The organism is Pseudoalteromonas sp. MMG010 (assembly GCF_018100905.1).
Taxonomy (GTDB): domain Bacteria; phylum Pseudomonadota; class Gammaproteobacteria; order Enterobacterales; family Alteromonadaceae; genus Pseudoalteromonas.
The window spans coordinates 151,797-165,734 of record NZ_JAGJEG010000009.1; the positions used below are offsets into that span (position 1 = coordinate 151,797).

General features: G+C 40.9%; 10 protein-coding genes. 7 read left to right on the forward strand and 3 right to left on the reverse strand.

What is annotated here, in order from left to right; genetic code table 11:
• Window positions 1-8 precede the first annotated feature (8 nt).
• The 7 genes from J8L70_RS11155 (at window position 9) to J8L70_RS11185 (ending at window position 11,047) form a co-directional block, all read left to right on the forward strand.
• On the forward strand, window positions 9-1,247 hold the full coding sequence (locus J8L70_RS11155; RefSeq protein ID WP_282098178.1) for an ABC transporter substrate-binding protein: 1,239 nt from the start codon (window positions 9-11) through the stop codon (window positions 1,245-1,247).
• Window positions 1,244-2,998, forward strand: coding sequence for an ABC transporter permease subunit (locus tag J8L70_RS11160; RefSeq protein WP_211055660.1), 1,755 nt, complete (start codon window positions 1,244-1,246; stop codon window positions 2,996-2,998). The genes J8L70_RS11155 and J8L70_RS11160 overlap by 4 nt, the downstream gene beginning before the upstream one ends.
• An 18-nt stretch (window positions 2,999-3,016) precedes the next feature.
• A complete protein-coding gene (locus tag J8L70_RS11165; RefSeq protein ID WP_211055661.1) occupies window positions 3,017-3,655 on the forward strand; it encodes an ATP-binding cassette domain-containing protein in 639 nt (212 codons plus the stop codon).
• Window positions 3,656-3,670: 15 nt separating this feature from the next.
• Window positions 3,671-4,312 carry a CDP-alcohol phosphatidyltransferase family protein gene (locus J8L70_RS11170; RefSeq protein ID WP_211055662.1) on the forward strand — a complete coding sequence of 214 codons (642 nt, stop codon included), beginning with the start codon at window positions 3,671-3,673 and terminating at the stop codon, window positions 4,310-4,312.
• On the forward strand, window positions 4,305-5,093 hold the full coding sequence (locus tag J8L70_RS11175) for a sterol desaturase family protein (RefSeq protein ID WP_211055663.1): 789 nt from the start codon (window positions 4,305-4,307) through the stop codon (window positions 5,091-5,093). The genes J8L70_RS11170 and J8L70_RS11175 overlap by 8 nt, the downstream gene beginning before the upstream one ends.
• A gap of 272 nt (window positions 5,094-5,365) precedes the next feature.
• Window positions 5,366-8,026 carry a glycoside hydrolase family 16 protein gene (locus J8L70_RS11180; protein WP_211055664.1) on the forward strand — a complete coding sequence of 887 codons (2,661 nt, stop codon included), beginning with the start codon at window positions 5,366-5,368 and terminating at the stop codon, window positions 8,024-8,026.
• A 75-nt stretch (window positions 8,027-8,101) separates the two neighbouring features.
• A complete protein-coding gene (locus J8L70_RS11185) occupies window positions 8,102-11,047 on the forward strand; it encodes a TonB-dependent receptor (RefSeq protein WP_211055665.1) in 2,946 nt (981 codons plus the stop codon).
• A gap of 481 nt (window positions 11,048-11,528) precedes the next feature.
• Here the strand turns inward: J8L70_RS11185 and J8L70_RS11190 are convergent, their stop codons facing one another.
• The 3 genes from J8L70_RS11190 to J8L70_RS11200 all read right to left on the reverse strand — a co-directional run bounded on the left by J8L70_RS11190 (window position 11,529) and on the right by J8L70_RS11200 (window position 13,926).
• The gene (locus J8L70_RS11190) at window positions 11,529-12,380 is read right to left on the reverse strand and encodes a PA4780 family RIO1-like protein kinase (RefSeq protein WP_211055666.1); all 852 of its coding nucleotides are present in this window, start codon (window positions 12,378-12,380) and stop codon (window positions 11,529-11,531) included.
• A gap of 209 nt (window positions 12,381-12,589) precedes the next feature.
• The gene (locus J8L70_RS11195; protein WP_211055667.1) at window positions 12,590-13,285 is read right to left on the reverse strand and encodes a cupin domain-containing protein; all 696 of its coding nucleotides are present in this window, start codon (window positions 13,283-13,285) and stop codon (window positions 12,590-12,592) included.
• A 20-nt stretch (window positions 13,286-13,305) separates the two neighbouring features.
• Window positions 13,306-13,926: a glutathione S-transferase gene (locus J8L70_RS11200; RefSeq protein ID WP_211055668.1), complete on the reverse strand. Its 621-nt coding sequence runs from the start codon at window positions 13,924-13,926 to the stop codon at window positions 13,306-13,308.
• Between the last annotated feature and the right edge of the window lie 12 nt (window positions 13,927-13,938).

The following is a 13,938-nucleotide window of genomic DNA, read 5'->3' on the forward strand; positions in this document are numbered from 1 at the left end:
ATAAAAAAATGGTGCAATATTGTTTATTTTATATTGCACTGTCTTTTTTTTCGCATTTAACATTTGCCAATATGGCCAATACACAAAAAAGTACTGAGCGCTGGCAACAAATAGAGCATCATGCTCGTCTGCAAACTGTTTATTTTCATGCTTGGGGAGGCGATCCTCAAATAAACTCTTATATTCAATGGGTTGCAAAGCAAGTAAACGAAAAATATCAAATAAATTTAGTCCATGTAAAACTAGCCGATACCAGTGAAGCCGTCAGCCGCGTGCTCGCTGAAAAGGCTGCTGATAATAACACCCAAGGTAGCGTAGATTTAATTTGGATAAATGGAGCTAACTTTGCCACTATGAGTGAGCATTCGCTGCTGCTATCGCAATGGGCTAATTATTTACCAAACTTTAAATACACCGACCCAAACAATAACCCCGCAGTTACTTATGATTTTGGTATCGCTACCAATGGTATGGAATCACCTTGGGGTCAGTCTTCACTGACTTTTTATTACGATAGTGCAACCATTAAAACACCACCGGAAACATTAAACGCTTTATTAAAATGGAGTGAAAATAATCCAGGTAGATTTAGTTACCCTAAGCCTTCGGATTATTTAGGCATGAGCTTTTTAAAATATGCGCTAACCGTATTACATCAGCACAGTAGCGACGAAATAAAAAATCAATTAAACCAGGTTGTTAATGCTAAAACTAAAGATAAAATATTAGCACCTCTTTGGCAGTTTTTAGATACTCTGCACCCTACTCTTTGGCGAAAAGGCAGTCACTTTATGCAAAGTAGTGCACAAATGCGCCGCTTAATAGATGACACTGAATTGAGCTTAGCGTTTACTTTTTCATCGGCAGAAATTCCAGCGGCGGTAGCACGTTATGATTTAATACCCAGTATACGAAGTTATGCCATGGCCGATGGCAGTTTAAGTAACACACATTTTGTGGCGATTCCTTATAATGCAAGCCATGCACCGGGAGCTCAAGTGGTGGCTAACTTTTTATTAAGCCCTGCGGCACAAGCTTACAAGCAACGCCCTGAAGTGTGGGGAGATAAAACGGTATTAATACAACATACATTAGCACCAAAACAACAAGCTTTATTTACTCATCATAATACACACCCCAGTGCACTACCTATTGATGCGATAAAACGAACACTCAATGAACCTCATCCAAGTTGGGTTAAAGCAATACAAATGGGCTGGCAAGCACGCTATGGAGTGAGTCAATGACCGTCGCATCTAAAATAGAGCCATTAGTTTATAAAAGCATTCCACCTTCTCGTTATTCGTGGTTTGCCCGTATTGTGAAACTCAGTCCACAATTATTATTAACGCTATTAATTATTCCAGTACTAGCTGGCTTGGTATTTGTGTTGTTACCGGCTTTTGGTTGGGCTCCGGCACTTGATCAAACACAATTAAGTTTTGACGGCTTTATCGCTATTAGTAATACGCCAGGCATAACACACATGATTGCTTTGAGTATGTTTAGTGGACTGGTTAGTACGTTTATTGCCTTTTTAATTACCATTATGATTTTAGCGGTATTTTTTACCAGTTCATGGTTACACACGATTGAACGTTTACTAAGTCCAATTTTGGTCATTCCCCACGCAGCTGCTGCAATTGCGGTTGGTTTTTTAATTGCGCCATCAGGTATGATTTCGCGCTTAATCTCACCGTGGTTAAGTCAGTGGGAAATGGCGCCCAATGGAATATTTCCTTATGATCCGTACGGTATTAGCATTATTATTGGCTTAACATTAAAAGAGTTACCTTTTTTATTACTAATGGCGCTAGGGGTCTTAGCACAACCTGAATTAGGTAAAAAACTACGCAGCCAACACAAAGTGGCACTTAATTTAGGCTATTGCCCACTGACAGCGTTTTTTAAAGTGGTGTTACCTAGTTTATATCCGTTAATGCGTTTACCTATTCTTGCGGTACTTGCTTATGCCAGCGCAAGCGTAGAAATGCCGCTAATTTTAGGCCCAAACACACCCGCTACGTTAGCCGTTACTATCATGCAATGGTTTAACGATGTTGATTTAAATCTACGAATACAAGCCTCAGCTGGCGCAATATTACAGTTAATAATAACCTGTATATTATTACTTATTTGGCTTGGCGGAGAAAAACTATGCCATGTGTTTTTTCGTGATTCGTTAACCAATGGTGTGCGCGATCATGGGGGCGCTTTTTGGCAAAAAATAACCGTTGTAATCACCACTTTTGTTATTAGCTTTATTTTACTCTCACTGGTGGGGTTAATTTTATGGTCATTTGCAGGGTTTTGGCGTTTTCCAAATGCTTTACCTGAGCAATTTGTATTACTGCATTACACTCAGGCTTTAATGCAAATGGGAGATGCACTTTTTAACACGGTATTTATCGGTATTAGCGCCACGTTTTTAGCAATCGCTATTACGTTACTATGTTTAGAAGCAGAGCAACTTGATAATAAACCTCTTTCTCGCATAACCAGTTTAATCATATACCTTCCTTTACTGGTGCCAAGCATTGCGTTTTTATTTGGTTTAGTGTGGCTACAACAATTAATTGCTCACCAAGCCGCATTTTTTAGTGTGGTATTTAGCCATTTATTATTTGTGCTACCGTATGTATTTCTCTCGCTTGCCAGTAGTTATAGGCGTTTAGACCCACGTTTTTCTCAAGTTGCAGCCAGTTTGGGAGCGCCACCAAGTAAAGTGTTTTTTCAGATAAAACTACCGCAATTATTTGCGCCTATTTTAATTGCGGCAGCACTTGGCTTAGCAATTAGTTTTGGCCAGTATTTGCCTACACTACTCGCTTCTGGTGGCCGTGTTAGTACCATTACGACCGAAGCGGTTGCGTTAGCAAATGGAGCAAGCAGGCGTACCAGTGCAGTTTATGCCATTATACAAATGGTATTGCCATTTATTGGATTTATTATTGCTTGGGTTCTTCCTAAATATTTTTTTAAAAGTGCGCGAGCATAATACAAAGCAGGTTAATGTATGCAGTCTTCTTTACAAATTAAAAACTTACAATTGTTTCGCCAAAAAGAGGAATTACTCAGTTTAAACGAACACGTTAATGGCGGCGATATTTTAACTATTATGGGCCCCTCTGGGAGTGGTAAGTCAAGCTTATTGAATTGGTTAATTGGTACCTTACCCACCGGGTTTAGTGCACGTGGCGAAGTCTTTCTTAATAATAATAATATTAGTGAATTACCTGCCCACCTACGTCACATTGGGGTGTTATACCAAGACCCTTTATTGTTTTCGCACCTCAGTGTTGCTGGCAATATTGCCTTTGCGATGCCAAAGGGAAATAAAAAATTACGGTTAGAGAAAATTGACAACGCGTTAGCCCAAATTGGCTTAGCGGGAATGGCAAACCGTCATCCTGATAACCTCTCTGGTGGTCAGCAAGCTCGCGTTGCGTTACTGCGTATGTTGTTAAGCGAGCCTAAAGCCATTTTACTTGATGAGCCCTTTAGTAAACTCGATGCACAACTAAGAGAAGATACTCGCGAGCTGGTATTCAGTCAGATCCGCACTTATAAACTCCCTGCCATTATGGTAACCCATGATAACAGCGACGCACACGCAGCCAATGGTAAGCTCGTTACTTTAAAAACAGCAGTATAATTTAGAGAAAATAATATGTTAGATAAGTTCATCACCCCCGTCATAAAGCCACTGTTAACGCCTGCGGTTATGTTTTGCCATAAGCGCAATATAACCGCCGACAAAGTCACGCTGGTTGGGTTTTTAGTGGGCGTTTTGGCAGTCCCCTTACTAGCGTTTGAACTTTATCATGCTGCGCTTTTAGTCATTATTTTAAACCGTATTTTAGACGGCTTAGATGGCGCACTTGCCCGCTATGCGAACCAAAGTTCGAGCGCCGGTGGGTTTTTAGACATTACGTTAGATTTTTTATTTTACGCAGCAATTCCGTTAGGATTTATTTTAGCCAACCCGCAGCATAATGCGATTGCAGGCGCCATTTTATTAGCCACATTTATTGGCACAGGTTCAAGCTTTTTAGCATTTGCGATTGCCGCCGAAAAATTTAAACTGGATAAACCACAATTTAATTACAAAAGTTTTTACTATTTAAATGGCCTAGCCGAAGGCACCGAAACCATTGCATTATTTATTGCATTTTGTATATGGCCAGAACATTTTGTTTTACTTGCAAGTATCTTTTCAGTGATATGCGCCTTAACCATATTTACTCGTATTTATGGCGGATATCATACTTTAAAACAACAAGAGCTAAGCATTAAGGATAATAATGAATAACGAGCTGTGGTGGCGACTTGGCTTTTTTGTGGGGATTTTAGCGCTCATGATGATAAGTGAGTATTTAAAACCTGCACGACAATCCCCCGTTAAAGCATCAAAACGTTGGACTGCTAATTTTGGTTTAGTTATTTTAGCTTCGATTACAGCAAGATTAAGTATTCCCATTGGCTTAACCGCCGTCGCCGTTTTTAACCAGCAACACAACATTGGGCTGTTTAATCAAGTAGCGTTACCACCTGTTGCGGTCGTCATTTTAAGCTTATTACTGTTAGATGTATTAATTTATTGGCAGCACAGATTGTTTCATCGCTTACCCATATTATGGCGTTTGCATAAAGTACATCATGGTGATGCTCATGTAGATACCAGTACCGGTTTACGCTTTCACCCAATAGAAATCGTTATTAGCATATTAGTAAAATTAATTGCGATTAGTGCATTAGGGATCCCAGCCATCGCCGTGCTGATTTTTGAAATTGCGTTAAACGGGTTGGCTTTATTTAACCATGCTAATATACGTTTACCCTCGGTAATAGAAAAACCATTACGATTAATCCTCATGACCCAAATTTTACATCGTATACATCACAGCCAAGTGGTTAACGAAACAAACTCTAATTATGGTTTTAGTGTGATTTGGTGGGATAGGTTATTTGGTAGCTACAAAGCCCAAGCCACTAAAAGTGATGAAGATCTAGATATAGGCTTAAAACAGTACCCCGATGAACATGTCAATGCACGCTTACTTGCTTTGTTATTAATGCCTTTTAAAAAGTAATACCTGCGCTTTATTGGTTTATCTAAACTTAATTACAGCTCATTTACACCCCCCCTGTGATGTCAAAACCACGTACATTAGTAAACAGAATGTAATAAAGCGTAATAAATTAGTTGACCAATCCCCTTCCAGACAATATCATTTGTAAGCGCTTACATAACTCACCGAAATATAATGCTGTGTGTTTTTCTTACACTCAACATGTAAGCGCTTACAAAATATATGTTTACAACCACTAAAACTGACAACACTCTTAATTCTGGGGTTCAATTATGAACATAGAAACTAAATACATGACACGACTAATAGCTGCCATTTCGTTAGCTTCGTTAGCGGGTTGTGGTGGCGATTCGGCAACCACATCAAACTTCGAAAACGTAGATGTTAGTGAACCAGTCTCTGACTGGCAATTAGTTTGGAGCGACGAGTTTGACGACGCTAAAATTGACACAAACAAATGGAACTACGAAGTAAACTGTGACGGCGGCGGTAATAACGAAAAACAATGCTATACCGCAAACGAAGAAAATGCATACACTCAAGACGGCGTTTTAAATATTGTCGCGCTTCCTGCACAAGAAGGTGCTGAAAAACCCTATACGTCTGCCCGTATTACCACACGTTACAAAGCCGATTTTACCTATGGTCGTTTTGAAGTACGTGCAAAACTACCTTCAGGACAAGGCAGCTGGCCTGCATTTTGGATGCTACCGACTAACGAAGAATATGGCGGTTGGCCCCGTTCTGGCGAAATTGACATTTTAGAATCAGTGAACTTAAAAGTGACCGATGAGCAAGGGAACGTAGAGTCTGGTGTTTACGGCACACTACATTACGGAAGAGCGTGGCCTGATAATGCGCATACGGGGACTTCCTACGAATTACCCGATGGCATTAACCCAGCCGATGACTTTCACACATATGCCGTTGAATGGCAAGAAGGCGAAATTCGCTGGTACATCGATAATTACCTGTACGCCACTCAACGACAATCTCAGGTTCGTTATAACTCTAAAGACGAAGCTGTTGGCTTAGCGCACCGTGGTTGGTTTGCTGAGTATTATGAGCAAAGCACCGGTGAGTTAGTAACTCATTGGGACAGTGCCCCATTTGATAAAGATTTTTTCTTAATCTTAAACCTCGCTGTTGGTGGTGATTGGCCAGAGAATGTAAATGATTTAGGTGTAGATGCAAGTGCATTTGAAAATGGCCAAGCATTTGAAGTTGATTATGTACGTGCGTACCAATGTGCTTCAAACCCAGATACTGGTAAAGGCTGTGAAACTGTGCGCCCAGGTTACGACAGCTTAGATGATGCATTATTAGAAGGTGAAGCCCCAATACCAAGCGCACCGTCTTCAGGTATCGCAACCCCTTTAACTATTTTTTCTGACGCATTTAATGCAAATTGGCCTGCATGGGATTGCTGTGCAGGTACTACACCTGAAGTGGTTAACGATGATGTTCAAGGCAACGTAGTACAATTTGAACTCAATGATTCACCCACCGTTGTTGGTTTTATTAGCCGTGAAGAATTTATTACCGATGAAAATGGTGCTGCAACGCCATTTGACGCCTCTCCTATGCTAGAAGAAGGCTACGTACGCTTTAAAATGAAAATAACAAGTGCACCTAGCACGCCTGATACTCCATGGTTTATTAAACTAGAAAGCACTGAGGCGTCTTCAGCAGCAGATATGCAACTTTCACAAAGTGTTGAAGGCTTAGTCCCCACTGTCGGTGAATGGCAAACATATACATTTATGCTAGCTGACCTAGAAGAAGCGGGTTTAGATATTAGTGCCATTGATGTATTAATGGTGTTTCCTGAGTGGGGCACTGGTGAAGGCGCTGTATTTTTGTTAGATGATGTTGAGATTACTCAAGATAATCTAACAGCTTCTCCAGAGCTTGTTATTTTTACCGATCAACAAAGTACCGCATGGCCTATGTGGGATTGTTGTGGTGGTTCAACGCCTGTTGAAGCAATGGATGATGAAGAACACGGCATCACTGCTGAGTTCTCAATTGGTGCAACCCCGACCGTTATGGGCTTTATTAGTCGTAGCGATGCCGGTGGTAGTGGTGAAGCTTTTGATGCCAGCGCTATTTTAGACGAAGGCGTTATTCAATTTGATTTAAAACTAACGTCAAGCCCAAGCACGCCTGATGCGATATGGTTATTTAAAGTTGAATCTGACGGTGGCGATACTGCGGTTGAGCTTTCACTTACCGATAGCCAAGAAGGTATTGCACCGAGTGTTGATCAATGGCAAACATATACTTTTACTTTGGCCGATTTAGCAGCTAAAGGCCTTGATGTAAGCGCACTAGATGTCGTTATGATTTTTCCTACATGGGGAACTGGCGAAGGCGCTGTATACCGTGTAGATAATGTAAAAATTTATAACCCCAATGCCACACCGGTTAATAGTGGCGAGCTTAGCGTATTTGCCGATACGTCAGCCGAACAATGGAGCATATGGGATTGCTGCGGTGGTTCTACTCCAACCGAAGAAACCGATGATGATGAGCATGGCACTGTTGCGCAATTTAGTATTGGTGCAACCGCTACTGTTATGGGGTTCTTAGCTGATGAAGACACCTCGTTTGCCGCTTCATCACTATTAACCAATGGTGTAGTACAGTTTGATATGAAATTAGTAAGTGCGCCATCGGATATAGACGCACAATGGTTATTTAAAATTGAATCAATTGATGCTTCAACTGCCGTAGAGCTTACTTTTGATGCAAGTACACAAGGTCAATTACCTACTGTAGGGCAATGGCAAACTTATACCTTCCCACTACAAACATTGTACGACGCTGGCCTAGATATTTCAGCGATTAACGTGATTATGATGTTCCCAACATGGGGGTTAGGAGACGGTGCACTATACCGTATAGATAACGTAGTTATCGCTAACCCATAAGTTAAGTATAAGTTGATTTAAGTGATAGATACTTTATGTATCTATCAGCCTAGAATTTAATAAAGCAGAGCTATTATGAACACATTCAATTTTAAAAAAAGCCCAGTAGCGGCTTGCGTTTCGCTTATTATTACAGCCAGCTCATTAAATGTTGCTTATGCAGCACAAGAGCAAAACACAATTACACAAGATGTAGAAGTAATTCAAGTAAAGGGTATTCGTGGTTCTTTAATCCGTTCAATGGATGTTAAACGTGATGCCGATGGTGTTGTTGATGCCATTTCAGCAGAAGAAATGGGGAAATTTCCAGATACTAACTTAGCCGAATCATTACAGCGCATTACCGGTGTGACTATTAGTCGCTCAAACGGTGAAGGTAGCCAAATAACGGTACGTGGTTTTGGCCCAGAGTTTAACCAAGTAACGTTAAACGGCCGCCAAATGCCTGGCACAGGTAATACGCGTGCTTATAATTTAGAAAATATAGCCTCCGACGGCGTTAGCGAACTAACTGTAATGAAAACAGCGCGTGCCGATGTTTCTAGCGGTGGACTAGGTGCAACAGTCAATATTGCCACGGCAAAGCCTTTAAATAGACCAGGACAACAATTTGTTGTATCGGCAAAAGCCAATCACGATTCATCAAACGAAACCGGCGATAACATAACACCAGAGATCTCTGCTTTGTATTCAAATACATTTGCCGATGATACATTTGGTATTGGCTTTTCATTTTCTCACCAAGAACGTGACTTTCAAAAACAAAGTGCGAGCATTCAAGGTTGGCAAGCTAATGTAGACTTACCAGATCTAGACGAAAGTGCGTACATAGATAATCGTCCGCTTGATAGTGACGGCAACCCTTCTGGTAATTATTATCTACCAAAAGACATGAACTACTCAATTGAAGATGTAGAGCGTGAACGTACCAACGGACAACTTACCTTACAATATGCACCTACCGACAACTTTGTCGCAACCGTAGATTACACGGTTAGTAAAGCGATAACAGGTTCGCAAAGCATCGGTTGGGGTATTTGGAACGATTTTGGTAGCAATATTAATGGCTACGAACTAGATGAAAACGGCACCGCTGTTTACTTAGATTTAAGTGGTAACGATGCATCATTTACTGCCAATAAAAGCACAACCGAAATAAAAGCAGAGTCTATCGGTGTAAACTTAGAGTGGGAAGTAAACGATACCTGGACTGTAGAGCTTGACTATCACGACTCAAGCAACAAAACAGACAACGGTGCAGACAGTGGCTTAGGCAGTGAAGGTCAAGTCATTTTAGGCTCTGATCAGCTTGTAAATAAAATTTACGATTACCGCACTGGCGAAGTACCTCATGCCACTGTAAATTGGCTAAACGGGACCAGTGAATTAAGCCCAGGTGAAATTGATGCAAACTTTAGTCAGTTTATCCATTCACCGGGTGAATCTAACGTTGAGCAATTACAATTACACACCACATGGTACAACGAAAGCTTTGATATTGGCTTAATCGACGTTAAATTTGGTGGCTCACATACTAAGCAAAACACGGGTGGCTACACTGCGTGGAGTGGTTTAGTGGGTGGCGCAGGTTTTAGTCCTTCGTACACAGAAATATTTCCAGATAGCATGTTTACTCGCCATGACACCTCCGGTTTATTAGATCAATTTGCCGGTGGTGGTAGCGATTTACAACCTAGTTATTACTACACTTTTGACTTTGATGAAGCCGTTGCCAGACAAATGGCGTATTTAACGTCTGATGTAACCGGTAACGATGCATTTGCAGCCGACGCTGGTGACATCACATCTGAAAGTTATGTAGAAGAGATAACGAACAGCATTTATGTACAGTCGCGCTGGGAATTTGAAGTACAAGATTACTACATTAAAGTTAATGCGGGTTTACGTTATGAGCAAACCGATGTAACCAGTACTGTTCGTCAAAGTGTAGAGCAACAAGTTAACTGGGTAAGCGCCGGTGAATGGGTGATGCAATATGAAGATGGCGGAGATGACAACTTCTTAGTACAAGAAGCCGACTACGGTGTGTTTTTGCCGTCTATCGATGTCAGTGTTGATTTGACCGACGACGTTGTTGCTCGTGCCTCATGGGGTAAAACCATGGCGCGTTCAACGTTAGGAAATTTAGCGGGTGGTCGTTCACTAACAGGCAGTCCAAAACCAGGTTCGCGTACGGGTAGCCAAGGTAATACTGGATTGTTACCGTTCGAGTCTACAAACTTTGATTTATCGCTTGAATATTATTACGCTGAAGGAAGCTATGCCTCGGTAGGGTATTTCCATAAAAACGTTGATAACTTCATTACCAATGTTATCACCGAAACCACTATCGACGGCTTACACGATATTCTAAACGGACCACGATATTTGCAAGCGGTTAGCGATATTGAAGCGCGAGGCGAGCAAGCAACATCGGATGCTATTTTTGCACAAATGGTCGCCAATGGTGATGCAAATGCAAATGGCTACATTGAGCCAAACAGTGATGATCCCCTCATTACTTGGAATATTACTCAGCCTCAAAACTCAGATACAAAATCAGTTTACGGTCTAGAGCTGGCTTTTCAGCACTTAATTGGTGATACCGGTTTTGGTATTGGCATAAATGGCACAATTGTACGCGGTGATATTGATTTTGATATAGACAGCCTTACGCAACAATCGCCATTAGTCGGCGTAAGTGATTCAGCTAACTTTCAAGGTTTTTACGAGAAAAATGGTTTATCAGTTAAGTTAACGTACGCATGGCGTAGCGATTACCTCATTGGCGTTGGCCAAGCGCAAGGCTCTGCTGATGCGCCACCACAATTTGCTAAAGCCTTTGGCCAATGGGATATGAGCGTAAATTACGATGTAAACGATAATGTCACTGTATTCTTTGAAGGTATAAACCTTAATAACGAAACAGAAGAACATTATGGCCGTTACGAAGAGCAGTTTTTACAAGCTAATCAATATGGTCCGCGCTACGCTATTGGTGCGCGTTACAGCTTTAATTAAACTTATCTTAAGTTAAAAAACCCAGCCGCTCAGCGATTACGAGCGGCTTTTTCATGCCTAGTTTATTCTCATACCTTTTAAACGCGCAATAATGGCCACCTGAGCGTCTATTGGTAATCCTCCCGAAAAATAATAGAAACCACCCTATTAGAGGTATTACTATCTCTTAGTCATAAAATAGATAAAGTAAAACAATTAGTTAAGTCAAAATTGTTTTTTATTGTAAAAGTACACCAAAGCGATGGCGCTCAATACTATTAAAGATAAGCAAAACTCTCCCTTAAGCTAATTAAATCTAATGCCCACTGGTTTTTAACAACAGAAATGGGATTAGTCATATCACTTAATATTTTTAAAGTAAGGTTTGGCTTATCCTTGTTTGTCCAAGTTACATATACGCTGCATGTATTGAATGAAATGATTACCGGTAAGTAGGTTGCTTAATGGCTTTAAGCAACACAAGCTACACTACAATAACATTTTAATCGGTGTCGTCGCTCATACGCTCTTTTCGTTCAAATTCTTCTAGCTCTGCTGCATATATTTCATCTAAAACAGAATCTACATTTGCTTCTTTTTCAACATCATTAAATTGCCCGGTTAATTGGCTATGAGGGGTTAAATTTGCTTCTTCAAACAACGCCCATATTTCTTTGGCGTACTGTGTTTGCTTTAACTGCGGGGCATATTCGCTGTAATAACGGCGCATATTATTAACATCGCGTGCAAACATGGCCTGAGCGCTATTGTTTGCAGCAGCATTAACGGCCTGTGGCAAATCGATAACGACGGGGCCGTTTTCATCCACTAATACGTTAAACTCTGATAAATCACCGTGAATAAGCCCAGCACATAGCATGAGCTTAATATTTTCAATCATCATTGCATGTTGTTTTACTGCTTGTTCAGCACTCATACTGACTTCGCCAAGTTGCGGGGCTACATCACCCTCACTGTCGCATACCAGCTCCATCAACAATACACCATCGATACACCAGTAGGTTTGAGGAACTCTTACACCCACTTTCGCTAAGCGAGATAACGCATCAACTTCGGCATTCTGCCAAATTTCTTCTTCTAATTGTCGGCCATAACTGGAGCGTTTACCCATTGCTCTTGCTTGTCGACCACCGCGCACTTTACGGCCTTCTTGGTATTGCGCAGCTTTTTTAAAGCTACGTTTAACAGCATCTTTGTATACTTTTGCACAGCGCACTTCGCCAGCACAACCAACAACAAAAACATCAGCTTCTTTACCACTCATTAAGCGGCTATATACGGCATCAATTAGTCCATCATCTACAAGGGGTTGTAGGCGTTTAGGTATTTTCATAGTGTTTTGTAAGCATTATTTATAAAGCATTAATAAAAACGTTATACCAATCGTATAAAATAGATATATTGCTAAATTTACGTACTTAATAACACAATAAACGTTGCAAAAAATCGATTTAAAAAATCAGTACTATACATATCAATAACTAGCATAACAGCTTTATAGTTTTAGACCAGCTAAGCTTATATTTCACGATATAAAAACACTTATAAACTGCCCATAACTCGGTTTATTTGTGCATCTACATCGCTCAAATGCCCTTCTTTTAGCCATATAGTTGCGCCTGCTTTACCTGCAATTAAATTGAGCTTGCTATTAATAGGTGTACGCAACCAACTGTGTTCGACAAGTTGATCATTTTGTTCGCTCACTTGGCCATTGAGTACCAGCAATTCAGCACCGCCTTTTGCGGATATTGTCATGGTTGTATCCGCATTAAAGTGCAGTAAGCTTACCGTTTCATAATCATCGTTATATAAGGGCGTCACATAGACACCTTTAAATACACTGTGTTCGGTTTTATCCATCGTGTATGTTTGTAGTTTTACCTCAGTTCTATCATGGGGTTGAAACTGCCATAATTTTACAAATATGGTGCAGCCCAACTTCGATCCAGGCGTGTGTTTTGATTCTGGCGGATTACGTATATAGGAGCCTTTTGCAAAGTCGCCGTGCTCATCTTGAAAGACACCATCGAGTACTAAAAACTCTTCGCCGCCGCTATGGACATGCGCAGAAAAGTGACTACCTGGCGCGTAGCGAACAATACTTGTAGCACGAGCGACTTCAGCGCCGACTCTATCGAGTGCTCGTCTATCTACACCAACCATAGGTGAAGCGACCCACTGTAATTCATTACTATGAACGACAATACGCTGAGTAAAATCGGCGGCTATTTTCATAAAGACTCCTAAATTATTAATTACGCGCTTATGCTATCTCGTTTAGCCATTTTCTCTTGCCATGCCAGTAAATGTGTTAACTGTGAAGGAATCGTAATTTGTGCAAAGCCGGCAAATACTAAACCTGCAAACAAGGTAATATCGGCAATACTAAACTCATTCCCGGCAACAAATTCAGAGCCAGCAAGTACCTCATTAAAGTAAATTAATCCCGCATTCGCTTTATCTTTTTGTGCTTGGCCCCATGTTGCATTTTGATTTGTTTCAAGTTCAGGGCCTAAACCAGCGGTAGCATGATGAAAATATGTGGCAACGGCATCAAGCACCATCGATTCTGCACGCTTTTGCATCATATTGATCACTGCGCGCGATTTAGCACCGACGCCCATTAATGATATACCATCAAACGCAGTATCTATATATTCGGTGATCGCAGTACATTCTGCAATAAAAGTACCGTCATCTAACTCTAAAACAGGCACACCCGCCAGTGGATTTTTTGCTAAAAAAGCCTCTTCTCGGTGCTCACCATTTAATAAATCCACCGCGACAAACTCGACCTTATCAATCGCATTTTTTTCTGCTAACGCAATACGAACTCTTAGTGGATTTGGAAAGTTCTCAACATCATAAATTTTCATAACAGCCTCTTT

Bases quoted from the DNA above. Each gene is read 5' to 3' on its own strand.
- J8L70_RS11155 (WP_282098178.1), top strand. From the start codon at position 9: ATGGTGCAATATTGTTTATTTTATATTGCACTGTCTTTTTTTTCGCAT.
- J8L70_RS11160 (WP_211055660.1), top strand. From the start codon at position 1,244: ATGACCGTCGCATCTAAAATAGAGCCATTAGTTTATAAAAGCATTCCA.
- J8L70_RS11165 (WP_211055661.1), top strand. From the start codon at position 3,017: ATGCAGTCTTCTTTACAAATTAAAAACTTACAATTGTTTCGCCAAAAA.
- J8L70_RS11170 (WP_211055662.1), top strand. From the start codon at position 3,671: ATGTTAGATAAGTTCATCACCCCCGTCATAAAGCCACTGTTAACGCCT.
- J8L70_RS11175 (WP_211055663.1), top strand. From the start codon at position 4,305: ATGAATAACGAGCTGTGGTGGCGACTTGGCTTTTTTGTGGGGATTTTA.
- J8L70_RS11180 (WP_211055664.1), top strand. From the start codon at position 5,366: ATGAACATAGAAACTAAATACATGACACGACTAATAGCTGCCATTTCG.
- J8L70_RS11185 (WP_211055665.1), top strand. From the start codon at position 8,102: ATGAACACATTCAATTTTAAAAAAAGCCCAGTAGCGGCTTGCGTTTCG.
- J8L70_RS11190 (WP_211055666.1), bottom strand. From the start codon at position 12,380: ATGAAAATACCTAAACGCCTACAACCCCTTGTAGATGATGGACTAATT.
- J8L70_RS11195 (WP_211055667.1), bottom strand. From the start codon at position 13,285: ATGAAAATAGCCGCCGATTTTACTCAGCGTATTGTCGTTCATAGTAAT.
- J8L70_RS11200 (WP_211055668.1), bottom strand. From the start codon at position 13,926: ATGAAAATTTATGATGTTGAGAACTTTCCAAATCCACTAAGAGTTCGT.